The organism is Serratia sp. SA088 (genome assembly GCF_049065515.1).
Classification (GTDB): domain Bacteria; phylum Pseudomonadota; class Gammaproteobacteria; order Enterobacterales; family Enterobacteriaceae; genus Serratia; species Serratia nematodiphila.
The window spans coordinates 654843-680982 of the sequence record NZ_JBAKGW010000002.1; the positions used below are offsets into that span (position 1 = coordinate 654843).

Below are 26140 nucleotides of genomic sequence, written 5' to 3' on the forward strand. Positions count from 1 at the left end.
TCAGTACTGATTAAACATCTGCTGGATCTGCTTCGCGTCTTTGGTTTGCGTCAGCGCCAGCTGCAGCAGAATGCGCGCCTTTTGCGGATTCAGCGTGCCGGCGGCCACGAAGCCGTACTTGGCGTCGTCCACTTCCGCATCCTCGGTGGTGGCGCCGGTCGGCACGCGCGAAGAACGCACCACCGCCACGCCGTTGTGCGCCGCCGTCGCCAGGGTGTCGAACACGGTTTTATACAGGTTGCCGTTGCCGACCCCGGCGCTGACGATACCCTGATAGCCTTCGGCGATCAGCGCCTTGGCCGGCGCATCGGAGGCGTTGGCGTAGTTGTAGACGATGCCGACCTTCGGCAGCTCGTTCAGCTTGCTGACGTCGAACGGCGTCTCCCGGGTATGCTTACGCTGCGGCGAGCGCTGGTAATCGATCTTGCCGTTGTGGATATACCCCAGTGGGCCGTAGTTTGGCGACTGGAAGGTCTGCACGGCGGTGGTATTGGTCTTGGTGACGTCACGCGCGTCCAGCACGGTGTCGTTCATCGCCACCAGCACCCCGCGATTGGCCGATTGCGGATCTGCCGCCGTCACCACCGCGTTATACAGGTTGAACGGGCCGTCGGCGCTCATCGCCGTCGCCGGCCGCATCGCCCCCACCAACACCACCGGCTTGTCGCATTTCACCGTCAAATCAAGGAAATAGGCCGTCTCTTCCAGCGTATCGGTGCCGTGGGTGATGACGAAGCCGTCGGTTTTGCCGCAGTCGGCGTCAATTTTCTTCGCCAGCGTCAGCCAGACCTGATCGTTCATGTCCTGCGAGCCGATGTTCACCACCTGTTCCCCCTGCACGTTGGCGATATCTTTCAGCGCCGGCACCGCATCGACCAACGCCTCGACGCCCAGTTTGCCCGCGGTATAGTTGGATTTCGTCGCCGAATCGCCGCCGCCGGCGATAGTGCCGCCGGTCGCCAGCAGGGTGATGTTGGGCAGCGCCAGCGCCGAGGCGCTGACACCGGTCAACAAGAGGGTTAACGCGCTGAGTTTCACTGATTTCATTAGATTTCTCCGTGACAGATAACTTGCTGAATTATGGCCTTTATCCTTAAAAAAACTGTGACTTTGCCACCGCTTTAGGAATACATGGAGCTCCAGCGTAAAACCCCGTATCATTGCGCGTTTTTAGTACGCGCAAAAAGTGAAGACAATGACGCAAACTTTTATCCCCGGTAAAGACGCCGCCCTGGAAGACTCCATCTCCCGTTTCCAGCAGAAACTGAGCGATCTCGGTTTCAACATCGAAGAAGCCTCCTGGCTGAACCCGGTGCCGCACGTGTGGTCGGTGCACATCCGCGATCGCGATTGCCCGCTGTGCTTCACCAACGGCAAAGGCGCCAGCAAAAAAGCCGCGCTGGCCTCCGCGCTGGGTGAATATTTCGAGCGCCTGTCCACCAACTACTTCTTCGCCGATTTCTATCTGGGCAAGCAGATCGCCGAAGGCGACTTCGTGCACTATCCGAATGAGAAATGGTTCCCGATCCCTGAAGACGATGCGCTGCCGGCCGGCATCCTCGACGAACGTCTGCACGCCTTCTACGATCCGCAGCAAGAGCTGAGCGCCAGCGATCTGGTCGATCTGCAGTCCGGCAACGCCGATCGTGGCGTGTGTGCACTGCCGTTTACCCGTCAGTCCGACCAGCAAACCGTGTACATCCCGATGAATATCATCGGCAACCTGTATGTTTCCAACGGCATGTCCGCCGGCAACACCGCCAACGAAGCGCGCGTGCAGGGCCTGTCGGAAGTGTTCGAGCGTTATGTGAAAAACCGCATCATCGCCGAATCCATCAGCCTGCCGGCGATCCCGGACGAGGTGCTGAACCGCTACCCGGGCGTGGTGGAAGCTATCGCCAAGCTGGAAGAGGAAGGTTTCCCGATCCTCTCCTATGACGCCTCGCTGGGCGGCAACTACCCGGTGATCTGCGTGGTGCTGTTCAACCCGACCAACGGCACCTGCTTCGCTTCATTCGGCGCGCACCCGGACTTCGGCGTGGCGCTGGAGCGCACGGTAACCGAACTGCTGCAGGGCCGCAGCCTGAAAGATCTCGACGTGTTCACCGCGCCGACCTTCGATGACGAAGAAGTGGCGGAACACACCAACCTGGAAACGCACTTCATCGACTCGAGCGGCCTGATTTCCTGGGATCTGTTCAAACAGGATGCCGATTACCCGTTCGTTGACTGGAACTTCAGCGGCAGCACGCAGGAAGAGTTCGCCACCCTGATGAGCATCTTCGACAAGGAAGACGCGGAAGTGTACATCGCCGACTACGAGCACCTGGGCGTCTACGCTTGCCGCATCATCGTGCCGGGCATGTCCGATATCTACCCGGCGGAAGACCTGCTGCTGGCTAACAACAGCATGGGCGCGCACCTGCGCGATACGCTGCTGGCGCTGCCGGGCAGCGAGTGGGATCCGGAAGAATACCTGGCGCTGATCGAGCAGTTGGACGACGAAGGGCTGGACGATTTCACCCGCGTGCGCGAACTGCTGGGCATTGCCAGCGGCAAAGACAACGCCTGGTATACCCTGCGCGTGGGCGAGCTGAAATCGATGCTGGCGCTGGCGGGCGGCGATCTGGATCAGGCGCTGATCTGGACCGAATGGACGCAGGACTTCAACGCCTCGGTGCTGAGCCCGGCGCGCAGCAACTACTACCGCTGCCTGCAAACGCTGCTGCTGCTGGCGCAGGAGCCTGAACGCGAAGCGGCGCAGTACTATACCGCGTTCGTGAAGATGTACGGCCAGGAAGCGGTCGACGCCGCCTCCGCCGCCATCAGCGGTGAAGAGCGCTTCAACGGGCTGTTCGCCGTCGATGCCGATCTGAAGGCGCTGCCGGCCCATCAGGCGCTGCTGGCGGCTTACGAGAAGCTGCAGGCGGCCAAACGCCGCCACTGGGCCAAGGCCTAAGCATCATCAGGGGATACTGCCATTTTGGGAGTACCCCTGTTGCCAAACGCCGCACTCCGTTGCGGCGTTTTCAATTTTGCGGTTTATTTCAACGCATTCGGTTTTATTTTTTCGCCGGGAAATAGGTGGTTAAACGACCATAAAAATAAATAAACCGTCAATTGTTGCCGGACGGTGAAATAATAATTAACCGATAATTAAACTTTCAACGCCGCGCGGCGACAAAACGCCTAAAAATTTAACTTTACTCCACGCCGACCACTCGGTGGATTCAAAAAAATTTGCAAACATTAAAAAATTGTTTTTTATTAAAAATCAATAAATTAACCATAAAAACCACACAAAAAACACGCCATTTCACCGCTCTACTTCCCCGCCTTATGATCCAAATCAAATTTTCCCCTATACTGCTTTGCTAGTATCTCATTGCGTTGTTTTAACCCTTAAGAGCGAGAGTTAGTTTGAAAACTGACAGCCCCTTCGATCTGATTTTACCTGCGGCAACGGCGAAAATCGCTGAAGATGCCGGCGTGTATAAAGCCACCAAACATCCGCTGAAAACGTTTTATTTGGCGATCACCGCCGGTGTCTTCATTTCCATCGCCTTCGTCTTCTACATCACGGCGACCACCGGCACCGCCGGCGTGCCTTTCGGGCTGGCGAAACTGGTCGGCGGCATCTGCTTCTCTCTCGGGTTAATGCTGGTGGTGGTGTCGGGCGCCGACCTGTTCACCTCTACCGTGCTTATCGTCATCGCCAAGGCCAGCGGCCGCATCAGCTGGGGCCAGCTGGGCGCCAACTGGCTGAACGTTTATCTCGGCAACCTGGTCGGCGCGCTGTTCTTCGTGGCGCTGATCTGGTTCTCCGGCGAGTATATGGTCGCCAACGGCCAGTGGGGCCTGAATGTCCTGCAAACCGCAGACCACAAGCTGCATCACACCTTCATCGAAGCCGTGTGCCTCGGCATTCTGGCCAACCTGATGGTCTGCCTGGCGGTCTGGATGAGCTACTCCGGCCGCACCCTGACCGACAAGATGCTCGCCATGGTGCTGCCGGTCGGGATGTTTGTCGCCAGCGGCTTCGAGCACAGCATCGCCAACATGTTTATGATCCCTATGGGCATCGTGGTCAAACACTTCGCCACGCCGGAATTCTGGCAAGCCGTAGGGGCGGTACCTGAGCAATTCGCTCATCTGACAGTAAGCAACTTCATCATCGACAACCTGATTCCGGTCACCCTCGGTAACATCATCGGCGGTGGTCTGCTGGTTGGGTTGACTTACTGGGTAATTTATCTGCGCGGGGGCCGCGAGCAGCACTAAGCTGTGAGTAACCGCGCGCAGAGTTAGAAATCCACAATCAAAGGTAGGTGTACAATGACCGAACTTAACGAGAAATTAGCCAACGCTTGGGAAGGTTTCAGCAAGGGTGACTGGCAGAATGAAGTCAACGTTCGTGACTTCATCCAGAAAAACTACACGCCTTATGAGGGTGACGAATCCTTCCTGGCTGGCGCTACTCAAGCCACCACCACCTTGTGGGACAAGGTTATGGAAGGGATCAAACTGGAAAACCGCACTCATGCGCCGGTTGATTTCGACACCAACGTTGCTTCAACCATCGTTTCTCACGACGCGGGTTACATCGCCAAAGAGCTGGAAACCATCGTGGGTCTGCAGACCGACGCCCCGCTGAAACGCGCGCTGATCCCGTTCGGCGGCATCAAAATGGTCGAAGGTTCGTGCAAAGTGTACGGCCGCGAACTGGATCCGCAGCTGAAAAAAGTGTTCACCGAATACCGCAAAACCCACAACCAGGGCGTATTCGACGTTTACACCAAAGACATCCTGAACTGCCGTAAATCCGGCGTGCTGACCGGTCTGCCGGACGCCTACGGCCGCGGCCGCATCATCGGCGACTACCGCCGCGTTGCGCTGTACGGTATCGACTTCCTGATGGCCGACAAGCTGAACCAGTTCAAATCGCTGCAGGAAAAACTGGAAAACGGCGAAGACCTGGAAATGACCATCCAGCTGCGCGAAGAGATCGCTGAACAGCATCGCGCTCTGGCTCAGATCAAAGAGATGGCCGCCAAATACGGTTACGACATCTCCGGCCCAGCCACCAGCGCGCAAGAAGCGGTGCAGTGGACCTACTTCGGCTACCTGGCCGCGGTGAAATCCCAGAACGGCGCCGCCATGTCCTTCGGCCGCGTGTCCACCTTCCTCGACGTGTTCATCGAGCGCGACATCAAGGCGGGCAAACTGACCGAAGAGCAAGCGCAGGAGCTGATCGACCACCTGGTGATGAAACTGCGGATGGTGCGCTTCCTGCGTACCCCTGAGTACGATGAGCTGTTCTCCGGCGACCCAATCTGGGCGACTGAGTCCCTGGCCGGTATGGGCGTCGACGGCCGTACCCTGGTCACCAAAAACAGCTTCCGCTTCCTGAACACCCTGTACACCATGGGGCCGTCTCCGGAACCGAACATGACCATCCTGTGGTCTGAGAAGCTGCCGCTGAACTTCAAGAAATTCGCGGCGAAAGTGTCCATCGACACCTCTTCCGTTCAGTACGAAAACGACGACCTGATGCGCCCTGACTTCAACAACGATGACTACGCCATCGCTTGCTGCGTCAGCCCGATGATCGTCGGCAAACAAATGCAGTTCTTCGGCGCCCGCGCCAACCTGGCGAAAACCATGCTGTACGCCATCAACGGCGGCGTTGACGAAAAACTGAAAATGCAGGTCGGCCCGAAAGAAGCGCCGATGATGGACGAAGTGCTGGACTATGACAAAGTCATGGCGCGCATGGACCACTTTATGGATTGGCTGGCCAAGCAGTACGTGACCGCGCTGAACATCATTCACTACATGCACGACAAGTACAGCTACGAAGCTGCGCTGATGGCGCTGCATGACCGTGACGTTTATCGCACCATGGCTTGCGGCATCGCCGGTCTGTCCGTGGCGGCCGACTCCCTGTCCGCCATCAAGTACGCGAAAGTCACCACCATTCGCGACGAAGACGGCCTGGCTATCGACTTCAAAGTGGAAGGCGAGTATCCGCAGTTCGGTAACAACGACGCCCGCGTCGATGACATCGCCTGCGACCTGGTTGAGCGTTTCATGAAGAAAATTCAGAAACTGCGCACCTACCGCAACGCGGTACCGACCCAGTCCGTACTGACCATCACATCCAACGTGGTGTACGGTAAGAAAACCGGTAACACCCCGGATGGCCGCCGCGCCGGCGCACCATTCGGCCCAGGTGCCAACCCGATGCACGGCCGCGACCAGAAAGGCGCAGTAGCCTCCCTGACCTCGGTAGCCAAACTGCCGTTTGCCTACGCGAAAGACGGGATCTCCTACACCTTCTCCATCGTGCCTAACGCGCTGGGTAAAGACGACGACGTGCGTAAAGCCAACCTGGCGGGCCTGATGGATGGTTACTTCCACCATGAAGCCTCCATCGAAGGCGGCCAGCACCTGAACGTCAACGTAATGAACCGCGAAATGCTGCTGGACGCGATGGAAAACCCTGAGAAATACCCTCAGCTGACCATCCGCGTCTCCGGTTACGCCGTGCGCTTCAACTCGCTGACCAAAGAGCAACAGCAGGACGTCATTACTCGTACTTTCACTCAAACGATGTAATGCGCCAGCCGGGCGGGAAACCGCTCGGTAGCAACGTCAGGGCCGGTTCTGCCGGCCCTTTTCTCCCACCGCTCTCCCCTGACTCTGTACGAGTCTGTTTTGCCGGACATCTATACTGAATGGATAGCCGGCAAAACAGTTATCCGGCAACTGACCGGCCGACAGGCATCATTACCCCCGGTGGCGGGCTCACTCCGCCACTGCATCGCAGATACCTGGCCGGCGGCCACGCGCCTATTTTTAGACTGCGTTTGACAGTCAATATTGGAGAAAACCCCGCAATGTCAGTAACTGGTCGCATCCACTCCTTCGAATCCTGCGGCACCGTCGACGGGCCAGGGATCCGCTTTATCGTCTTCTTCCAAGGCTGCCTGATGCGCTGCCTCTATTGCCATAACCGCGACACCTGGGATACCCACGGCGGCAAAGAAGTGACCGTCGAAGAGCTGATGAAAGACGCGGTGGCCTACCGCCACTTCATGAACGCTTCCGGCGGCGGCGTGACCGCATCCGGCGGCGAAGCGATCCTGCAGGCTGAATTCGTGCGCGACTGGTTCCGCGCCTGCCATGCCGAAGGCATCAATACCTGCCTGGATACCAACGGCTTCGTGCGCCGCTACGATCCGGTGATCGACGAGCTGCTGGACACCACCGATCTGGTGATGCTGGATCTGAAACAGATGAACGATGAGATCCATCAGAATCTGGTCGGCGTCTCCAACCATCGCACGCTGGAATTCGCCCGCTACCTGGCGAAACGCAACCAGCGCACCTGGATCCGCTACGTGGTGGTGCCGGGTTGGTCAGACGACGACAAATCGGCGCATTTGCTGGGCGAGTTTACCAAAGACATGACCAACATCGAGAAAATCGAGCTGCTGCCCTACCACGAGCTGGGCAAGCACAAATGGGTGGCGATGGGGGAAGAGTACAAGCTGGACGGCGTTCATCCGCCGAAGGCCGAGACCATGGATCGCGTCAAAGGCATCCTGGAAAGCTACGGCCACAAAGTGATTTACTGATTGGCGCAGCGCCAAAGAAAAACCGGCTCATAGCCGGTTTTTTTATGCTCAGGCGGCGGCGAACGGCGTGTGATGGTGATCCGGCTTCTGCTTCTTCAGCAGCATCAGCAGGTAAACCAGCGCCACGGCGGCGATCATCACGAACAGTACGCGGTCAGAGTAGTTCTGCATCAGCAGCGCCGTCATCGACGGACCCAGCAGGCTGCCGATGGTGTAGCTCATCAGCAGCGCCTGGTTCATCGCCACCAGCTCGTGCGGCAGCGCCTTCTCACAGGCCCAGGACATCGCCACCGGATACAGGGTAAAGCCGGCGCAGCCGAGGATGAACAGTGAAGGCGCCATGGCGTAGTTGCCGAGCATCGCCACGCTGGCGAGGATCACCACGAACACCTGAATGCGCAGCACCAGCAGGCGCCCGTAACGATCGGCCAGGCGTCCGACCGGCCATTGGCCGACGATGCCGGAGCTGACCAGCAGCGCCATCCAGTAGCCGACGTTGGCGTCGCTCATGCCCTGATGGGAGAGATACAGCGGCATCAGGCCGTACAGCGAACCGAGCACGATGCCGGAGATGATGCAGCCGTTGATGCCGAGGCGCGCGCTGCGGCGTCTCAGCATAGACCACACCGCCGCCTGCTGCGGCTCGTCTTCATGGCGGTTGACCCGCGCGAACAGCATCGGCAGCATGGCGCTGATCACGATGGCGGTCACCCACGGCACCACGTGCAGCAATTCGGTCGAGGTCATGCTCAACAGCAATTGGCCGGTCACCGTACCGAGGTAATAGACAATCATATAGGCCGCCAGCAGTTGGCCGCGGTTGCTGAGATTACCGCTGCGCAGCAGCGCGCTTTCCACAATCACCCAGATCCAGGCGCAACCGACGCCGGCGAAGAAGCGCCAGCCCAGCCAGCTCCAGAAATCGATCGACAGCACCATGCCGGCGGTCGCGGCGGCGAACAACAAACAGGAGAGATGGTAGCTGCGGGTGAAGCCGACGCGCTGGATCAGTTTGCCCGCCACCAACGTGCCCAACAGGTTGCCGCTGAAATAAGAGGAGCTGACCATTCCCACTTGCCAGGTCGACAGCTGAGCATGGGTTAACCAAAGAGGCACTAACGTATTCAAAACGGCAATGGATACCGTGAGCAACAACAGGCCGCAGAGCAACAGGAGCACTGGGCGGGAGTAAGCGGACATAGTGAAATTGTGACCGAACGCGCAATGAGAGTGCGCGCATCATGCCACTGGCGATAAAAAAGTCAATCGCCTCTTATCATTCCAGCGCACGATTTGTTTCCGGCTAAGCGGGTGAAAAAGCGCTATGCTCAGCGCAGAGCGGATTTAACGACGGAGAAGCGAGATGAGTCAGGCAAATAATGCGGCGGTCGAGACCTTGCTGGCGGACATCGGCAGCACGCACGGCGAGCTGCTGGAGATCGTACAACAGGTGCGCCGGATCGCCACGGTGAGCGGCAGTGGCGTCAGCGAATCGGTCAAATACGGCGGCATCATGTTCTCGCATACTCAATTTTTCTGCGGCGTTTTCGCCTACCGCAATCACGTCACGGTGGAATTCGGCCAAGGGCACCGACTGGAAGATCGCTATCAGCAACTTGAAGGCAACGGCCAATATCGGCGGCACATCAAGCTTCACTCGCCCGCCGAAGTGAAAAGCAAGCACCTGGCGGACTACATTAAACAAGCCTACGCGCTGGCGAAAGGCTGAATTCTCGACATAAAAAAAGCGCCCGCAGGCGCTTTTTTCTAGTGATTGGCTGTTCAGCCGATATATTCCAGGCCGCCCATATAAGGACGCAGCACTTCAGGCACCTGAATGCGGCCGTCGGCCTGCTGGTAGTTTTCCAGCACCGCCACCAGCGTACGGCCGACCGCCAGGCCGGAACCGTTCAGCGTGTGAACCAGACGCGGTTTCTTGTCGGCCTTGCTGCGGCAGCGCGCCTGCATGCGACGCGCCTGGAAGTCCCACATGTTGGAGCAGGACGAGATCTCGCGGTAGGTGTTCTGCGCCGGCAGCCACACTTCCAGATCGTAAGTCTTGCACGCGCCGAAGCCCATGTCGCCGGTGCACAGCAGCACCTTGCGGTAAGGCAAGTTCAGCAGCTGCAGCACTTTTTCCGCGTGGCCGGTCAGTTCTTCCAGGGCATCCATCGAATCTTCCGGACGGACGATCTGCACCATTTCAACCTTGTCGAACTGGTGCATACGGATCAAACCACGGGTGTCGCGGCCGTAAGAACCGGCTTCCGCACGGAAGCATGGCGTGTGTGCGGTCATCTTCAGCGGCAGAGATTCCTCTTCCACGATCTCGTCGCGCACCAGGTTGGTCAGCGGCACTTCCGCCGTTGGGATCAACGCGTAGTTGCTGCTGTCGGCTTCTTCTTCCAGCGGGCGGGTATGGAACAGATCTTCGCCGAACTTCGGCAGCTGGCCGGTGCCATACAGCGTGGCGTGGTTGACCAGATAAGGCACGTAGGCCTCCAGGTAGCCATGCTGCTCGGTGTGCAGATCCAGCATGAACTGGGACAGCGCGCGGTGCATGCGGGCGATTTGCCCTTTCATCACCACGAAGCGTGAACCGGTCAGCTTAACTGCGGCGGCAAAATCCAGCCCGCCGGCCATTTCGCCCAGATCGACATGATCACGCACCGCGAAGTCGTATTGGCGCGGTTCACCCCAGCGGGTGACTTCCAGGTTTTCGCTGTCGTCTTTACCATCCGGCACCGCGTCGTCCGGCAGGTTAGGCAGCGTCAGAGCGTAATCGCGGATCTCGCTCTGCAGCGCATCCAGCGCCGCCTTGGCGGCATCCAGCTTGTCACCCAGCTCGTTCACTTCGCGACGCAGCGGCTCGATGTCTTCCCCACGCGCTTTGGCCGCGCCGATGGATTTCGATCGGGAGTTGCGTTCCGCTTGCAGCGTTTCAGTTTCTACCTGCAGAACTTTGCGGCGTTCTTCCTGCGAACGCAGCAGATCCAGATCGAGTTTAAAGCCTCGGCGAGCCAGTTTGACGGCGACTGCGTCTAGCTCATTACGCAGCAGATTGGGATCGAGCATGCTAATCCTGTGCTTGTTGTTATTGAAAGAAGTGTTGTTGTTCTATGCGGCTGATTTATAGCCGCATAAAAGAAGAGTGATACCCGCTAACCTTACCGCAACGGCCACGCTAGCGGTAGCGTTTTGTCGGGCTATTTTGATCCTGCTCAGCCAGCCATGCCAACTTTTCGCCGATTTTCCCTTCCAGCCCGCGCGAGGTCGGTTGGTAGTAGCGCGTATGGGCCATTTCGGGCGGGAAGTAGTTCTCGCCGGCGGCGTAGGCGTTGGGTTCGTCGTGGGCGTAACGGTACTCCGCCCCCAGCCCCATCTCCTTCATCAGCTTGGTCGGCGCGTTGCGCAAATGCTCCGGCACGTCATAATCGGCCTGCTCTTTGGCGTCACGCATGGCGGCCTTGAACGCGGTGTAAACCGCGTTGCTTTTCGGTGCGCAGGCCAGATACACGATCGCCTGCGCGATGGCGCGCTCGCCCTCCGCCGGCCCCACGCGGGTGAAGCAATCCCAGGCGGCGATCGCCACCTGCATGCCGCGCGGATCGGCGTTGCCCACGTCTTCAGAGGCGATCGCCAACAGACGGCGCGCCACATAGAGCGGATCGCCGCCGGCGGTAATGATGCGCGCATACCAATACAGCGCGGCGTCCGGCGCCGAACCGCGCACCGATTTATGCAGCGCGGAAATCAGGTCGTAATAACGGTCGCCCTTGTTGTCGAAGCGCGCGCTGCGCTCGCCCGACACCTCTTTCAGCAGCTGCGGCGTCAGCACCCGCACGCCTTTGGCGTCGATCTCCGCCATGTCCGCCATCATTTCCAGGCTGTTCAGCGCCCGGCGCGCATCGCCGCCCACCAACTCCGACAGCAGGCGGCGCGTTTCCGCCGGCAGCTCGACGTTCTGGCCGCCAAAGCCGCGCGCCTTGTCGTTCATCGCCTGATCCAGCACCTGGCCGATATCTTCGGCGGTCAGCGCCTTAAGCAGATACACGCGGGCGCGCGACAGCAGCGCCGAGTTCAATTCGAACGACGGGTTTTCGGTAGTGGCGCCGATAAAGGTGATGGTGCCGTCTTCAATGTGCGGCAGGAAGGCGTCCTGCTGACTTTTGTTGAAGCGGTGCACTTCATCGACGAACAGAATAGTGCGGCGGCCGGCGTCGCGGTTTTGCCGCGCCCGTTCGATCGCCTCGCGGATCTCCTTGATCCCTGAGGTCACGGCGGAGATCCGTTCGACGTCCGCCTGACCATAACGGCCGATCAGCTCTGCCAGCGTCGTCTTCCCGGTGCCCGGCGGCCCCCATAAAATCATCGAGTGCAGCTGCCCGGCCTCGATGGCGCGCGGCAGCGGCTTGCCGGCGGCCAGCAGGTGTTGCTGGCCGATATACTGCGCCAGCGTGGTCGGCCGCATGCGCGCGGCCAACGGCTGGAACTCGTTCTGGGAAAAATCGAGCGACAGATTATTACTCACTTGCACCTCACTGGCGCTGGTCGTCCAGCGTCACCCCCTTCGGCGGGGTAAATTTGAATTTGGCCGGATCGGCAGTGACGTTCTGCTGGCTTTTCAGCGTATAAGCGCTGCGCTGGCCGTCCTGCTCCACCGCGGCGAAGCTGCGGATGGTGCCGCTGTTGGTCACGCTGATGGCGAATTGCTTCAGGTTGCCGCTGGCGGATTTCGGCGTCAGCTCGAAATCATCGCCCTTTTGCTTCACGTTGTACTGTTTCCAGTCGCTGGCATTGTTGCGGGTGATCAGCATAAACGGCGTATTGCCGGTGGCGTTCTTCAACCAGGTCGCCGTCACCTGCTCGACGAACGGGTTGTAAAACCACAGGGTTTGGCCATCGGAGACCAGCACGCTCTCATCGGGTGAGGTCATGTGCCAGTTGAACAGGTTCGGCCGCTTCACCCACAGCTCGCCTTCACCCTGTTGCACCGCGGCGCCTTCGGCGCTGGTCACGGTTTGCGAGAAGCTGGCGTGGAAACTGTTCACCTTCGCCAGGCGACTTTGCAGATCCTGTGCGGCGTCGGCCAGCACGGAGGTAGCAGCGAATCCCGAAAGCAGACAGCAGGCAACTAACAGTTTTTTCATTATTCCAGATACCTTATGAAATGCGTTAACCGCAGGGCGACGCCATGCGGGTCAATCAACCCTTTACTCCCGTTACTTTACCTGAAGCCGGCGATCGGCCGGTAGGCCAATGTTCCGAGAAGAAACGGGTTTACGCTTCTTTGCACAAGGGCCGCTTAAGCGGCCCTTTCTTATTGAATTGCAACGGCTAAACCATCAGTCATGCCGCGGCGGCGCCAGCACCTCGCGGTTGCCGTTATGCCCCTGCTCACTGACGATGCCCTGCGCCTCCATCTGCTCGATGATGCGCGCCGCGCGGTTGTAGCCGATACGGAACTGGCGCTGTACGCCGGAGATGGAGGCGCGGCGTTTATCCACCACGAAATCCACCGCCTGGTCAAACAGCGGATCCAGCTCTTCGTCGCCGTCCATGCCGCCGCCGGCACCGCCCTCGCCGTCTTCACCGCCGCTGAGAATGCCCTCTTTATATTGGGGCCGCTCGCGCGCTTTCCAATCCTTGACCACCGCGTGCACTTCCTGATCGCGCACGAATGCGCCATGTACGCGCACCGGGATCGAGGAGTTCGGCGCCAGATAAAGCATATCACCCATGCCCAGCAAGGACTCGGCGCCCCCCTGATCGAGGATGGTGCGAGAGTCGATCTTGCTCGACACGGTAAAGGCGATACGCGTCGGGATGTTGGCCTTGATCAGGCCGGTGATCACATCCACCGACGGACGCTGGGTCGCCAGCACCAGGTGGATACCCGCCGCACGCGCTTTCTGCGCCAGGCGAGCGATCAACTCTTCGACCTTCTTGCCCACCGTCATGATCAGATCGGCGAATTCGTCGACCATCACCACGATGTACGGCTCTTTCTCCAGCACCGGCGGCGTGATGTCCATGCTGTCGGTCGGCTTCCAGAATGGATCCGGGATCGGACGCCCCATCGCTTCGGCCTGATCGACGCGCTCGTTGTAGCCGGCCAGGTTACGCACGCCCAGAGCTGACATCAGCTTGTAGCGGCGTTCCATTTCACCCACGCACCAGCGCAGCGCGTTGGCGGCGTCTTTCATGTCGGTGACCACGTCGGTCAACAGGTGCGGAATGCCTTCGTAAACCGACAGCTCCAGCATTTTCGGGTCGATCATGATAAAGCGCACTTCTTTCGGCGTGGCCTTATACAAGATGCTCAGGATCATGGCGTTGACCCCGACCGACTTACCGGAACCGGTGGTACCGGCGACCAGCAAGTGCGGCATTTTGCCCAGATCGGCCACTACCGGTTCGCCGGAGATGTCTTTACCCAATACGATGGACAGCGGCGACGGATTGTCACGGAAGGCCGGGCAATCCAGCACTTCGCGCAGATACACCGTTTGCCGTTTGGCGTTCGGCAGCTCCAGACCGACATAAGGCTTGCCGGGGATGACTTCCACCACGCGCACCGCCGAAGTCGACAGCGAGCGCGCCAGATCGCGCGACAGGTTGGAAATGCGCGCCGCTTTAACGCCCGGCGCCAGATCCAGCTCGAAGCGGGTGATGACCGGCCCCGGCAGGATGTCCACCACGTCGGCTTTCACGCGGTAATCGGCCAGGCTGGCCTCCACCAGGCGCGCCTTCTGTTCCAGCGCGAAGGAATCGACCGGCTCCACCTCTTTCGGCGCTTCGGTCAACAGATCCAGCGTCGGCAGCGGCGTGGTCGGCTTCTGCAGCGGCTGATCGTTGCGCATCAGGAACGGGTGAATCAGGCTGTCCATCGCCGGATGTTGCTCGGCCTGAGCTTGCTGAGGCTGCTGGTATTGCTGCGGCTGTTGGTATTGTTGAGGCGGCTGATGCGATTGCTGAGGTTGAGCCGCAGGCGCCACAGGCTCAAACTGACCGAACGGCACATCGTCCTCTTGCTCGCTTTGCTGTTCAATGCGCTCTTCAAGCTGCGGGGACAGCGTGAACATTGGCTCGCTCGGGCCATCGTCCACCAGATCCGCCATCGGCGAGAAGCTGAAAGCATTGCGGGTATCGATCGGGCTGGTGGCCGGTGCCTGCGGAGCAGGTGCTTGCTGGCCGTAGCGCGCCTGCTGCTGCTCGGCGAACGCCTGGCGCAGCGCGGCCTCTTGCTGCGCCTCTTTGTCGTCCTGTTGATAGCCTTCGCCGTAGCGTTGGTGCTGCTGCTCGGCAAACGCCTTGCTCAGCTCGGCTTCCTGCAATGCGCTCTCGTCATCTTGTTGCTCAGGCGCGTAGCTTTCGCCATAGCGCTGGCTTTGCTGCTCGGCAAACGCCTGACGCAGCGCGGCTTCCTGTAGCGCCTCTTCTTCCTGCGGGTTCACCGTCGCCGGCTGCTGAGGCTCCGCCTCTGTCTGGCGCTGTTCCTGTTCAGCCGCCCGCTGCGAAGGCAGCTTGATGCCGTAGGAAGCCAGTTCGCGACGGGTCGGGATGCGCACCGGATTCGGCCGCGGCAGTTCAGGGCCGATGCCCTGCTTAACCTGCGGATTGTCGTCGCTGGTCGCCGTAAAGGCCGGCATAAAGGTCGCCGCCGCGGCACCTGCAGCAGCAGCGGCTGCCGCCGTATCCGGCTGCGGTTTGGCGCCGGTGGCGCTGAAACCGCTCGAATTGCCGATGTCGACGCTGTCACGCTGTGCGGCGGTAAAATCAAAGGGAGAACGCGCCGGCGGCTGCGGTGCGGCCGGCTCTTGCCAGTTGCCGAGGCGCGGCTCATCGTCATCCTGATAAGGATCGACAGGACGCGTCGCCTTAGGCGCGGGCGTTTCCTCCGGGATCTCGAAGGAATACAGCGGCGGCGTAGCGTCTTGCGCCGGGGCGCTCACCGGGTGCTGATTGACAGAGGCCGGCGCGGCCGGCGCCACCGTCACCGACGGCGCCTGTGTGGCGATCGGCGCTGCAACGGGCTCGTGGATCTCTGCCTTCACCGCCGGTGCAGGCGAAGCCGCCGGCGCGATGGATGCGGCTTCTGCTTCAAGCTCGCCATCGTCGGCGCGCAGGCCGCTGAGCAACGGATCGGCGGCGTCTTCCGCCGCCGCTTTGGCGCTTTCGGTGACCGAAGGCGCGGAGAACAGCACGTCGTCATCGGCGGTCGCGGCAACCGCTGCGGCGGCGCCCTTCTCTGCCTGCTCAGGCTCGTCGTCGACGTAACGCTCGTCATCCTCAAAATAGCGCTCTTCGCGACGTGAGCGATTGGTCATCACCGTCGCGACGCCCAGCACCGCCCCGCCGATCTTCTCGGCGATCACCAGCCAGGACCAGCCGGTAAACAGCGTCAACCCCGCCGCCCATACGCACAGCAGCGCCAGCGTAGCGCCGATGCCGTTGAACCACGGCAACATGGCGTTGCTCAGCAGGCTGCCGATCACACCGCCGGAAGCGAAGTAATAGAGATCGTCGACGTTCAGCGCCGCCAGCCCGCAGGAGGTGAGCACTAACGCCAGGGTGCCGATCAGGCGCAGGGAAAGCGCGAAATAGTCGATGTAGTCTCTGTTGCTGCGTTGGCGATAAGCCGCCCAGCACAGGACCAGCATGATCGGCGGTATCGCGTAGGCGAGCACCCCGAAGGTGAAGAACAGCGTATCGGCCAACCAGGCCCCGACACCGCCGCCCAGATTGTGAATCGGCTCATGCCACGCGGTCTGCGACCAGCTTGGGTCAGACGGATTGAAACTGACCAACGCAGCCATGAGGTAAACGGCAAAAATCGCTACCACGATAAGCACAGCTTCCAGCAAACGCCGGCCACTGCTGAGTCTTTTCAGGGTAACTTCTTTATCTTCTGTATATTCCTGGCTCAAGAAAGGCTCTCCAGGTTCCTGTTAGCTGACATAGCAACAGCGCCGAGAAACTGCCCCGGCGCCGAAACTGTATGAATAAACAGGAGTGTAACCAATTTAATCAGGTTTTGCACCTGCACCTTACCGTGTTTTGATAACCAGACGGTTACTCTGTTTCACTTCTTCCATCACTACGTAGGTACGGGTGTCGTTAACCCCCGGCAAACGCAGCAAGGTTTCGCCCAGCAATTTGCGGTAAGCCGACATGTCCGGTACGCGGGTTTTCAACAGATAGTCGAAATCGCCGGAAACCAGATGACACTCCTGAATCTCTTCAAGCTTCTGCACTGCCGAGTTGAATTGCTCAAACACATCCGGTGCGCCGCGGTTCAGCGTGATCTCCACGAAAACCAGCAGGGACGCATCCAGATAATGCGGGTTAAGCAATGCGGTATAGCCATGAATGAAACCCTGGCGCTCGAGACGGCGCACGCGTTCCAAACATGGTGTCGGGGATAACCCCACGCGCTTCGAAAGCTCGACGTTCGAAATACGCCCATCCTTCTGCAGCTCATTCAGGATGTTGCGGTCGATACGGTCAAGATCTTTACCCGGGCGTTTCTTGTTGTCTGCCATTATTATTGTCTCTCTTATTTTCTTCCGTGCACTTGCCACACCCTAGCCAACGTCAATGTGTAAGGGTTCGTTCCAAGCGAAGACCCGATGCCTGTCATATGCTTCTTCACTACCATCATTCCACGCCGCGCAGCCTGTCTGTCCAACTCCGCGCGATGCAGGTAACGACGTTTAGGTCGAGAAAAAATCAGCAAACGCTTGCGCGCTCTGCTCCGCACACCCATCGCGCATTGCCGCCTCGCGGTGCAAATACGTACGATTTGCTGGTGTTACGGGGATAATTTCTTCTTCCTATGATGTTTTCGCAAATGCGCAGCGGATTGTCAAAGTAAAAGAAGCAAAATCAGAACAACGTACCGTCACGAAAAGTCTGCATCCCATTTTTGGTTATGAATCGCTGGCAGATAAACCCCGGCGGGGAGCGGCTGAAGTCGCAGAATGCGCCGTTTTTGCGCGGTTGGCGATTCAGCGGCCGAATGCGGCTTTGATAAGGTAAATTTCTGCGTTCGGCGTACGATTTGCCGACAGCGGGTGCATTAATAGGCGACAACTATCATACAAATCGTTAACAACGTCGCCCGGCGCTTTTTTTACTGCGCCATTTTCCCTACAATCGGCTTCATTGTCCGCCATTGTGGAATAAAGAGGTTATTCATGGGCACGGCTAAACATAGCAAATTACTGATTCTGGGCTCCGGCCCGGCCGGTTACACCGCCGCCGTCTACGCGGCGCGCGCCAACCTGAATCCGGTGCTGATCACCGGTCTGGAGCAAGGCGGCCAGCTGACCACCACCACCGAAGTGGAAAACTGGCCGGGCGACGCCGAAGGCCTGACCGGCCCGGCGCTGATGGAGCGCATGCGCGAGCACGCGGAGAAGTTCCAGACTGAAATCGTCTTCGATCATATCAACAGCGTCGATCTGCAGCAGCGTCCGTTCCGCCTGTTCGGCGACAGCGGCGAATACAGCTGCGACGCGCTGATCATCGCGACCGGCGCCTCCGCACGCTACCTTGGCCTGCCTTCCGAAGACGCCTTCAAGGGCAAAGGCGTTTCCGCCTGCGCGACCTGCGACGGTTTCTTCTACCGCAACCAGAAAGTCGCGGTGGTCGGCGGCGGCAACACCGCCGTTGAAGAGGCGCTGTACCTGTCCAACATCGCCGCCGAGGTTCACCTGATCCACCGTCGCGACAGCTTCCGCTCGGAGAAGATCCTGATCGACCGGCTGATGGAAAAAGTGAAAAGCGGCAACATCGTGCTGCACACCGACCATACGCTGGACGAAGTGCTGGGCGATGAAATGGGCGTGACCGGCGTGCGCATCCGCAGCACCAAAGCGGAAAACGAAACCCGTGAACTGGAACTGGCCGGCGTGTTCATCGCTATCGGCCACAGCCCGAACACCGGCATCTTCGGCGGCCAGCTGGAGCTGGAAAACGGCTACATCAAGGTACAGTCCGGCATTCACGGCAATGCGACCCAAACCACTATCCCCGGCGTCTTCGCCGCAGGCGACGTGATGGATCACGTCTACCGCCAGGCGATCACTTCCGCCGGCACCGGCTGTATGGCGGCGCTGGACGCAGAACGTTACCTGGACGGCATCGCCGGCGCAGAAGTCTGCTAAGACTTTCTCGTCATCAGCAAAAAGCGGCTCTCGGGCCGCTTTTTTTGTTTCCCCCCTCCGCACTCTCCTTCCCGCGTCTGTTATAGCCACATTTGGCCGCTTTATTATTTTCAGTCTGCCGGGTGACGAGGTAACATGGGACCTCGCTTGTTTGTCGCCGATTGCGCCAAACACTATTATTTAACAGTACGTTAACCCAGCCTGTAACAAACGGGCACCGGCGACGCAGACGCATATCTGATGAAAAAAACCAGACAGCAACAGTTAACCCGTTGGCTTAAAACCCAGAGTTCGTTGGCGCAGCGTTGGCTGCGCCTTTCCATGCTGTTGGGGCTGTTCAGCGGCCTGCTGATCGTGGCGCAGGCGTGGCTGCTGGCCAGCCTGCTGCACGCCCTGATCATCGAACATACCCCACGTGAACAGCTGCTCCCTTCGTTTATCTGGCTGACCGCCGCGTTCGCATTGCGGGCGCTGTTGAGCTGGCTGCGGGAGCGGGTCGGTTTCCAGTGTGGCCAGGTGATCCGTCAGCGCATGCGCCATCAGGTGCTGGATAAGTTGCAGCAGCTCGGCCCGGCCTGGATCCAGGGCAAACCGGCGGGCAGTTGGGCCAGCATCATCGTCGAGCAGATCGAGGATATGCAGGACTATTACTCGCGCTATCTGCCGCAGATGTATCTGGCGGTCTTCATCCCGCTGCTGATCCTGATCGCCGTTTTCCCGATCAATTGGGCCGCCGGTTTGATTCTATTGGCGACCGCGCCGCTGATCCCGCTGTTCATGGCGCTGGTCGGTATGGGGGCCGCCGACGCCAACCGCCGCAACTTCGTGGCACTGGCGCGATTGAGCGGTAACTTCCTCGACCGCCTGCGCGGCCTGGACACCCTGAGGTTGTTCGACCGCGCGCAGGCCGAAACCGCGCAAATCGCCAAATCCTCCGAAGACTTCCGCAGCCGCACCATGGAAGTGCTGCGCATGGCCTTCCTCTCCTCCGGCGTGCTGGAGTTCTTCGCGTCGATCTCCATCGCCGTAGTGGCGGTGTATTTCGGTTTTTCTTACCTCGGCGAACTCAATTTCGGCAGCTACGGCCTCGGCGTAACGCTGTTTTCCGGTTTTCTGGTGCTGATTCTGGCGCCGGAGTTCTTCCAACCGCTGCGCGATCTCGGCACCTTCTATCATGCCAAGGCGCAGGCGGTCGGCGCGGCGGAAGCGCTGGAAACCTTCCTCAGCGCCGAAGGCGAGCAGATGGGCAACGGCACGCGGCAGCTGCTGCCCGCCGATCAGCCGCTGACGCTGCAGGCGAACGCGTTGGAAATCCTGTCGCCGAACGGCGTGCTGCTGGCCGGGCCGCTGAGTTTCACCCTGCAACCGCAGCAGCGCGTGGCGCTGGTCGGGCTGAGCGGCGCCGGTAAAAGCTCGCTGCTCAATCTGCTGCTCGGCTTCCTGCCCTACCGTGGGTCGTTGACCGTCAACGGCGTCGAGCTGCGTGAACTGTCCGCAGAAAACTGGCGTCAACAGCTCAGCTGGGTCGGGCAGAACCCGCACCTGCCGGCGCAAACCTTGCGCGCCAATATCCTGTTGGGCTGCCCACAGGCCGACGAAGCGCAGCTGCAGCAGGCGGTGGAACACGCCTACGTCAGCGAACTGTTGCCCTATCTGCCACAGGGGCTCGACACCGAAGTGGGCGACAACGCCGCCCGCCTGTCGGTAGGCCAGGCGCAGCGCGTGGCGGTCGCCCGGGCGCTGATCGGCCCACGCAGCCTGCTGCTGCTGGATGAACCGGCCGCCAGCCTCGATGCCCATAGCGAACAACGGGTGATGCAGGCGTTGAATGCCGCTTCGCATCAGCAAACCACCCTGCTGGTGACGCATCAGCTGGAAGATACCGAAGACTACGATCAGATTTGGGTGATGGATAACGGGCGCATCGTGCAACAGGGCGATTACGCCACCCTCAGCGCCCAGCCGGGCCTGTTCGCCACGCTGATCGCCCATCGCCGCGGGGAGCTTTAATCATGCGCGTTTTGCTGCCGTTTTTGGCGTTGTATCGCCGCCATAGCCTGCTGATTAGCCTGGGCATCCTTTTGGCGATCGTCACCCTGCTGGCCAGCATCGGCCTGCTGGCGCTCTCCGGCTGGTTCCTGGCCGCCTCTTCGCTGGCCGGATTGGCGGGCCTGCTGACCTTCAACTATATGCTGCCGGCCGCCGGCGTGCGCGGCGCGGCGATCTTCCGCACCGCCGGGCGCTACGCCGAGCGCGTGGTCAGCCACGACGCCACCTTCCGCGTGCTGTCGCACCTGCGGGTGTTCACCTTCAGCAAGATCCTGCCGCTGACGCCGGGCGGCATCGCCCGTTTCCGCCAGGCCGACCTGCTCAATCGCCTGGTGGCGGACGTGGACACGCTGGATCACCTTTATCTGCGGGTGATCTCACCGCTGGTAGGCGCGGCGGCGGTGATCCTGGTGGTCACCTACGGCCTGAGCTGGCTGGATCCTGCGCTCGCCCTGACGCTGGGCGGCATACTGTTGCTGCTGTTGCTGCTGGTGCCGCCGGTGTTCTATCGCGCCGGCAAACCGATCGGCGGGCAACTCACCGCGCTGCGCGGCCAATACCGCACCGACCTGACCGCCTGGCTGCAGGGGCAGGCTGAGCTGGTGGTGTTCGGCGCCGTCAACGACTTCCGCCAGACGCTGACCGCCACCGAACAGCTGTGGCAACGCCGCCAGTGGCAGCAAGCCTCGCTGAGCGGCAAGGCGCAGGCGCTGATGATCCTCGCCAGCGGGCTGACGGTGACGCTGCTGCTGTGGCTGACCGCCGCCGGCATCGGCGGCGATACCCAACCCGGCGCGCTGATCGCGCTGTTTGTCTTCGCCGCGCTGGCGTCGTTCGAAGCGCTGATGCCGGTGGCCGGCGCCTTCCAGCACCTCGGCCAGGTGATCGCCTCCGCCACGCGGGTCAAACAGATCATCGATCGCCAACCGGAAGTCTCCTTCCCGTCCGTCGGCCCGGCCGCCGCCGACCGGGCTCAGCTTAGCCTGCGGCAGTTGAGTTTCACCTACCCCGATCAGCCGCAGCCGGTGCTGCGCGACGTCACGCTCGAGGTGGCAGCCGGCGAACACATCGCCTTGCTCGGCCGCACCGGCTGCGGCAAGTCCACCCTGCTGCAGCTGCTGACCCGCGCCTGGCGCACCGACGGCGGAAAAATTCTGCTCAACGGCGAACCGCTGGAGGATTATGATGAAACCACGCTGCGCCGAATGACCACGGTCATCAGCCAGCGAGTGCATATCTTCAGCGATACGCTGCGGGAAAACCTGCGGCTGGCCGCACCGGATGCCGGCGACGCTCGCCTGAGCGAGGTGTTGCAGCAGGTGGGGCTCGGCAAATTGCTGGACAGCGACGGCGGGCTGAACGCCTGGCTGGGCGAAGGCGGCCGGCAGCTGTCCGGCGGTGAACAGCGCCGGCTGGGCATCGCCCGCGCGCTGCTGCACCCTGCCCCGCTGCTGTTGCTTGACGAACCGACCGAAGGGCTGGACGCCGAGACCGAGCAGCAGATCCTGGCGCTGCTGCGCCGGCATTGTCAGGGCAAGACGCTGATCCTGGTGACGCACCGCCTGTACGGCCTGGAGCATCTCGATCGCATTTGCGTAATGGATGACGGCCAAATTGTCGAACAGGGCGATCACGCCGCCCTAATGCGCCAGCAGGGCCGCTATGCCCGCTTTCGCAACCGTATCAGCAACCTGGCGCCGTAATCGGCCCGTAGAGGACGCAGAAACCCTGTATGCGCATCGTTAAGCTTTCCCCTCAGTCGCTGGCGTTTCCCTCGCCTGAGGGCGCCCTGCGCGATCCCAACGGCCTGCTGGCGATCGGCGGCGACCTGACGGCGCCACGGCTGCTGGCAGCCTACGAGCGCGGCATCTTCCCCTGGTACTCGCCGGGGGAAGCGATTCTGTGGTGGTCACCCGATCCGCGTGCGGTGCTGTTCCCGGCCGAGTTTCATCTCAACCGCAGCCTGAAACGCTTTCTGCGCCACGATCCGTTTCGCATCACACTTAATCACGACTTCGCCTCAGTGATCGCCGCCTGCGCCCACCGGCCGGATGAAGGCACCTGGATCGGCCCGGAGGTACAGCGCGCCTATCAACATCTTCATCGCCTCGGCTACGCGCACTCGGTGGAGGTATGGCAGGATGATCAACTGGTCGGCGGCATGTACGGCGTGGCGCAGGGCGCGTTGTTCTGCGGCGAATCGATGTTCAGCCGCGTCACCAACGCCTCAAAATGCGCATTGATGGCCTTTTGCCGCCATTTTGCCGCTTATGGCGGGGAATTGATTGACTGCCAGGTGCTGAACGCTCACACTGCCCGCCTTGGCGCGCGTGAAATTCCGCGCCGTCAATTTTTGCAGCAGCTCAGCACCCTTCAACGGCGGCCTTTGGCACCGGCGTGCTGGGCGCCGCAAGTCATATCCCCACAGCCGGTTGAACCACCCTGCCCAGCAAACTAATTGGTGGAAACGGTGCAATGTTCACCGACACATCTTTACATAATGGGGGTTTTTCGGCATTATCTTGCCGGTTAAAAACTAAGGTAGTTAGACCTAGAGGATTCGATGGCCAAAGAAGACAATATTGAAATGCAGGGCACCGTTCTTGATACGCTGCCGAACACCATGTTCCGCGTTGAATTGGAAAACGGGCACGTGGTAACCGCACACATCTCCGGTAAAATGCGTAAAAACTATATCCGCATCCTGACGGGTGACAAAGTCACTGTAGAGCTGACCCCGTACGACCTGAGCAAAGGCCGCATTGTCTTCCGTAGCCGTTAATCGGCTCACCGCGCGCCACACGCTGGCGGCATCGAGGATGTAATCCCTCGGGAGCCCTTTCCGTTTACCCCCGCAGCGACGTTACACAACGGGTTGCAGGTGCGCAGGTAAACTGAGAGGGCTCACTCGTTTCTGCTGTACGGTGAATCTCACCCATAAAAAAAGCGATGCCGAAGCATCGCTTTTTCTTTGCCTGAAGGCAGCCTTAGTGCACCGCGCCCTCGTCCGCTTTGCGCTTGGCGGCGCTGAGGAAGTGGTAGGTCAGCTGTTTCTTGTCCTTGTCCAGCTCGACCTTCACGGAACCGCCGTCCACCAGCGAGCCGAACAGCAACTCGTTGGCCAGCGGTTTCTTCAGGTTCTCCTGCATGACGCGCGCCATCGGACGAGCGCCCATCGCACGGTCGTAGCCCTTCACCGACAGCCAATCGCGCGCTTCGTCGCTCACTTCCAGCGAGACGCCCTTCGCATCCAGCTGCGCCTGCAGTTCGACGATAAACTTGTCGACCACCTGCTGGATCACCTCGGTAGACAGATGGTTGAACCAGATGATGTTGTCCAGACGGTTGCGGAACTCCGGCGTAAACACCTTCTTGATCTCTTCCATCGCGTCGGTACTGTTGTCCTGCTGCACCAGACCGATCGACTTGCGTTCAGTTTCCCGCACCCCGGCGTTGGTGGTCATCACCAGGATCACGTTGCGGAAGTCCGCCTTGCGGCCGTTGTTATCAGTCAGCGTGCCGTTGTCCATCACCTGCAGCAGCAGGTTGAACACGTCCGGATGCGCCTTCTCGATCTCATCGAGCAGCACCACCGCATGCGGATGCTTGATCACCGCATCGGTCAGCAACCCGCCCTGATCGTAACCGACGTAGCCCGGAGGCGCGCCGATCAGACGGCTGACGGTATGCCGCTCCATGTACTCGGACATGTCGAAACGCAGCAGCTCGATATCCATCGCCTTGGCCAACTGTACGGTGACCTCGGTTTTCCCGACCCCGGTCGGCCCGGCGAACAGGAAGGAACCGACCGGCTTGCGCTCGTGGCCCAGACCGGCGCGGCTCATCTTGATCGCTTCGGTCAGCGCTTCGATCGCCTGATCCTGGCCGAATACCAGCATCTTCAAGCGATCGCCCAGGTTTCTCAGCACGTCGCGATCGCTGGCCGACACGGTTTTCTCCGGGATGCGCGCGATGCGCGCCACCACGGATTCGATATCGGCCACGTTGACGGTTTTCTTGCGCTTGCTGGCCGGCATCAACCGGCTGCGGGCGCCCGCCTCGTCGATCACGTCGATCGCCTTGTCCGGCAGATGACGATCGTTGATGTATTTCACCGACAGCTCCACCGCGGCGCGGATCGCTTTGGCGGTATAACGCACGTCGTGGTGCGCTTCATACTTGGCCTTCAGGCCGTTGATGATCTGAACGGTCTCTTCCGCCGTCGGTTCGGTGATATCGATCTTCTGGAAGCGGCGCGCCAAAGCGCGATCCTTTTCGAAGATGTTGCTGAACTCCTGGTAGGTGGTCGAGCCGATCACCCGGATCTTGCCGCTCGACAGCAGCGGTTTGATCAGGTTGGCGGCATCCACTTGCCCACCGGAAGCCGCACCGGCGCCGATGATGGTGTGAATTTCATCGATGAACAGGATGCTGTTCTGATCCTGTTCCAGCTGCTTGAGCAGCGCCTTGAAGCGCTTCTCGAAGTCGCCGCGGTATTTGGTGCCGGCCAGCAGTGAACCGATATCCAGCGAATACAGCGTGCAGTCCGCCATCACTTCCGGCACGTCGCCCTGCACGATACGCCAGGCCAGGCCTTCGGCGATGGCGGTCTTGCCCACGCCGGATTCACCGACCAGCAGCGGGTTGTTTTTACGACGACGGCACAGCACCTGAATCGCGCGCTCCAGCTCACGATCGCGGCCGATCAACGGATCGATGCCGCCCACACGGGCCAACTGATTGAGGTTGGTGGTGAAGTTTTCCATACGGTCTTCCCCTCCGGACTGCTCTTCGTTCACCGGGTTTTCCGCATTCGGCGCTTGGCCCGGCTCGTCTTTACGCGTGCCATGTGAAATGAAGTTCACCACGTCGAGACGGCTGACGTCGTGCTTGCGCAGCAGATAGGCCGCCTGCGACTCCTGCTCGCTGAAGATGGCCACCAACACGTTGGCGCCGGACACTTCGCTGCGGCCGGAAGATTGCACATGGAAGACCGCGCGCTGCAGCACGCGCTGGAAGCTGAGCGTCGGCTGAGTGTCGCGCTCTTCTTCGCCGGCGGGCAGCGTCGGTGTGGTTTGTTCGATGAAGGCTTCCAGCTCCTGGCGCAACGCGGCCAGATCCACCGTACATGCCTCGAGCGCTTCTCGCGCGGCAGGGTTGCTCAGCAACGCCAGCAACAGGTGCTCCACGGTCATAAACTCGTGTCTGTGCTCACGCGCCCTGGCGAAAGCCATGTTGAGACTGAGTTCCAGTTCTTGATTGAGCATAAGCACCTCCCCA

18 protein-coding genes are annotated in these 26140 nt (G+C 60.3%); 10 read left to right on the plus strand and 8 right to left on the minus strand.

The features are described 5' to 3' along the window. On the minus strand, nt 1-1047 hold the full coding sequence (gene ansB / locus ACOWVD_RS08240; RefSeq protein WP_021504333.1) for an L-asparaginase 2: 1047 nt from the start codon (nt 1045-1047) through the stop codon (nt 1-3). 148 nt (nt 1048-1195) lie between these two features. Between ansB and ycaO the strand changes: the two genes are divergently transcribed. The 4 genes from ycaO (at nt 1196) to pflA (ending at nt 7640) form a co-directional block, all read left to right on the plus strand. Further along, nucleotides 1196-2959 carry a 30S ribosomal protein S12 methylthiotransferase accessory factor YcaO gene (ycaO, locus tag ACOWVD_RS08245; protein ID WP_421105575.1) on the plus strand — a complete coding sequence of 588 codons (1764 nt, stop codon included), beginning with the start codon at nt 1196-1198 and terminating at the stop codon, nt 2957-2959. Nucleotides 2960-3420: 461 nt separating this feature from the next. Continuing rightward, nucleotides 3421-4281, plus strand: coding sequence for a formate transporter FocA (gene focA, locus ACOWVD_RS08250; RefSeq protein WP_004928284.1), 861 nt, complete (start codon nt 3421-3423; stop codon nt 4279-4281). 54 nt (nt 4282-4335) lie between these two features. Then, nucleotides 4336-6618 (plus strand): formate C-acetyltransferase, encoded by a 2283-nt coding sequence (gene pflB, locus ACOWVD_RS08255; protein ID WP_004928286.1) that lies wholly within the window; start codon nt 4336-4338, stop codon nt 6616-6618. A gap of 281 nt (nt 6619-6899) precedes the next feature. Further along, a complete protein-coding gene (pflA, locus tag ACOWVD_RS08260; RefSeq protein WP_015377324.1) occupies nt 6900-7640 on the plus strand; it encodes a pyruvate formate lyase 1-activating protein in 741 nt (246 codons plus the stop codon). Nucleotides 7641-7688: 48 nt separating this feature from the next. Here the strand turns inward: pflA and ACOWVD_RS08265 are convergent, their stop codons facing one another. After that, nucleotides 7689-8840 (minus strand): MFS transporter, encoded by a 1152-nt coding sequence (locus ACOWVD_RS08265; protein WP_049187487.1) that lies wholly within the window; start codon nt 8838-8840, stop codon nt 7689-7691. 163 nt (nt 8841-9003) lie between these two features. Between ACOWVD_RS08265 and ACOWVD_RS08270 the strand changes: the two genes are divergently transcribed. Then, nucleotides 9004-9369: a DUF1801 domain-containing protein gene (locus ACOWVD_RS08270; RefSeq protein ID WP_049241133.1), complete on the plus strand. Its 366-nt coding sequence runs from the start codon at nt 9004-9006 to the stop codon at nt 9367-9369. Nucleotides 9370-9422: 53 nt separating this feature from the next. Here ACOWVD_RS08270 and serS read toward each other — a convergent pair whose 3' ends face one another. The 5 genes from serS to lrp form a co-directional block, all read right to left on the minus strand. Then, nucleotides 9423-10715, minus strand: coding sequence for a serine--tRNA ligase (gene serS / locus ACOWVD_RS08275; RefSeq protein WP_004928296.1), 1293 nt, complete (start codon nt 10713-10715; stop codon nt 9423-9425). Nucleotides 10716-10824: 109 nt separating this feature from the next. Then, nucleotides 10825-12111: a replication-associated recombination protein A gene (locus ACOWVD_RS08280; RefSeq protein WP_049241167.1), complete on the minus strand. Its 1287-nt coding sequence runs from the start codon at nt 12109-12111 to the stop codon at nt 10825-10827. Between the two features lie 67 nt (nt 12112-12178). Next, nucleotides 12179-12790 carry an outer membrane lipoprotein chaperone LolA gene (gene lolA, locus ACOWVD_RS08285; protein WP_421105576.1) on the minus strand — a complete coding sequence of 204 codons (612 nt, stop codon included), beginning with the start codon at nt 12788-12790 and terminating at the stop codon, nt 12179-12181. A 195-nt stretch (nt 12791-12985) separates the two neighbouring features. Next, entirely contained in the window at nt 12986-16570 is a 3585-nt protein-coding gene (locus tag ACOWVD_RS08290; RefSeq protein ID WP_306377322.1) for a DNA translocase FtsK 4TM domain-containing protein, read from the minus strand. 120 nt (nt 16571-16690) lie between these two features. After that, nucleotides 16691-17185: a leucine-responsive transcriptional regulator Lrp gene (gene lrp / locus ACOWVD_RS08295; protein WP_004928318.1), complete on the minus strand. Its 495-nt coding sequence runs from the start codon at nt 17183-17185 to the stop codon at nt 16691-16693. 654 nt (nt 17186-17839) lie between these two features. On the opposite strand from lrp, the gene trxB reads away from it, so the two are divergent. The 5 genes from trxB (at nt 17840) to infA (ending at nt 23642) form a co-directional block, all read left to right on the plus strand. After that, nucleotides 17840-18811 carry a thioredoxin-disulfide reductase gene (gene trxB / locus ACOWVD_RS08300; RefSeq protein ID WP_004928321.1) on the plus strand — a complete coding sequence of 324 codons (972 nt, stop codon included), beginning with the start codon at nt 17840-17842 and terminating at the stop codon, nt 18809-18811. Between the two features lie 240 nt (nt 18812-19051). Beyond that, entirely contained in the window at nt 19052-20821 is a 1770-nt protein-coding gene (gene cydD, locus ACOWVD_RS08305) for a heme ABC transporter permease/ATP-binding protein CydD (RefSeq protein WP_421105577.1), read from the plus strand. Nucleotides 20822-20823: 2 nt separating this feature from the next. Further along, nucleotides 20824-22563: a heme ABC transporter ATP-binding protein/permease CydC gene (cydC, locus tag ACOWVD_RS08310; protein WP_421105578.1), complete on the plus strand. Its 1740-nt coding sequence runs from the start codon at nt 20824-20826 to the stop codon at nt 22561-22563. A gap of 29 nt (nt 22564-22592) precedes the next feature. Further along, nucleotides 22593-23318 (plus strand): leucyl/phenylalanyl-tRNA--protein transferase, encoded by a 726-nt coding sequence (gene aat / locus ACOWVD_RS08315; protein ID WP_015377315.1) that lies wholly within the window; start codon nt 22593-22595, stop codon nt 23316-23318. A 105-nt stretch (nt 23319-23423) separates the two neighbouring features. Beyond that, complete coding sequence (gene infA, locus ACOWVD_RS08320; protein ID WP_002211347.1) at nt 23424-23642, plus strand: translation initiation factor IF-1; 219 nt, start codon at nt 23424-23426, stop codon at nt 23640-23642. A 205-nt stretch (nt 23643-23847) separates the two neighbouring features. Here the strand turns inward: infA and clpA are convergent, their stop codons facing one another. Next, the gene (clpA, locus tag ACOWVD_RS08325; protein ID WP_004928343.1) at nt 23848-26127 is read right to left on the minus strand and encodes an ATP-dependent Clp protease ATP-binding subunit ClpA; all 2280 of its coding nucleotides are present in this window, start codon (nt 26125-26127) and stop codon (nt 23848-23850) included. Nucleotides 26128-26140 lie beyond the last annotated feature (13 nt).

Coding starts and splice junctions, on each gene's coding strand:
- ansB (WP_021504333.1), bottom strand. CDS start 1,047: ATGAAATCAGTGAAACTCAGCGCGTTAACCCTCTTGTTGACCGGTGTC.
- ycaO (WP_421105575.1), top strand. CDS start 1,196: ATGACGCAAACTTTTATCCCCGGTAAAGACGCCGCCCTGGAAGACTCC.
- pflB (WP_004928286.1), top strand. CDS start 4,336: ATGACCGAACTTAACGAGAAATTAGCCAACGCTTGGGAAGGTTTCAGC.
- pflA (WP_015377324.1), top strand. CDS start 6,900: ATGTCAGTAACTGGTCGCATCCACTCCTTCGAATCCTGCGGCACCGTC.
- ACOWVD_RS08265 (WP_049187487.1), bottom strand. CDS start 8,840: ATGTCCGCTTACTCCCGCCCAGTGCTCCTGTTGCTCTGCGGCCTGTTG.
- ACOWVD_RS08270 (WP_049241133.1), top strand. CDS start 9,004: ATGAGTCAGGCAAATAATGCGGCGGTCGAGACCTTGCTGGCGGACATC.
- serS (WP_004928296.1), bottom strand. CDS start 10,715: ATGCTCGATCCCAATCTGCTGCGTAATGAGCTAGACGCAGTCGCCGTC.
- ACOWVD_RS08280 (WP_049241167.1), bottom strand. CDS start 12,111: ATGCGGCCGACCACGCTGGCGCAGTATATCGGCCAGCAACACCTGCTG.
- lolA (WP_421105576.1), bottom strand. CDS start 12,790: ATGAAAAAACTGTTAGTTGCCTGCTGTCTGCTTTCGGGATTCGCTGCT.
- lrp (WP_004928318.1), bottom strand. CDS start 17,185: ATGGCAGACAACAAGAAACGCCCGGGTAAAGATCTTGACCGTATCGAC.
- trxB (WP_004928321.1), top strand. CDS start 17,840: ATGGGCACGGCTAAACATAGCAAATTACTGATTCTGGGCTCCGGCCCG.
- cydD (WP_421105577.1), top strand. CDS start 19,052: ATGAAAAAAACCAGACAGCAACAGTTAACCCGTTGGCTTAAAACCCAG.
- cydC (WP_421105578.1), top strand. CDS start 20,824: ATGCGCGTTTTGCTGCCGTTTTTGGCGTTGTATCGCCGCCATAGCCTG.
- aat (WP_015377315.1), top strand. CDS start 22,593: ATGCGCATCGTTAAGCTTTCCCCTCAGTCGCTGGCGTTTCCCTCGCCT.
- infA (WP_002211347.1), top strand. CDS start 23,424: ATGGCCAAAGAAGACAATATTGAAATGCAGGGCACCGTTCTTGATACG.
- clpA (WP_004928343.1), bottom strand. CDS start 26,127: ATGCTCAATCAAGAACTGGAACTCAGTCTCAACATGGCTTTCGCCAGG.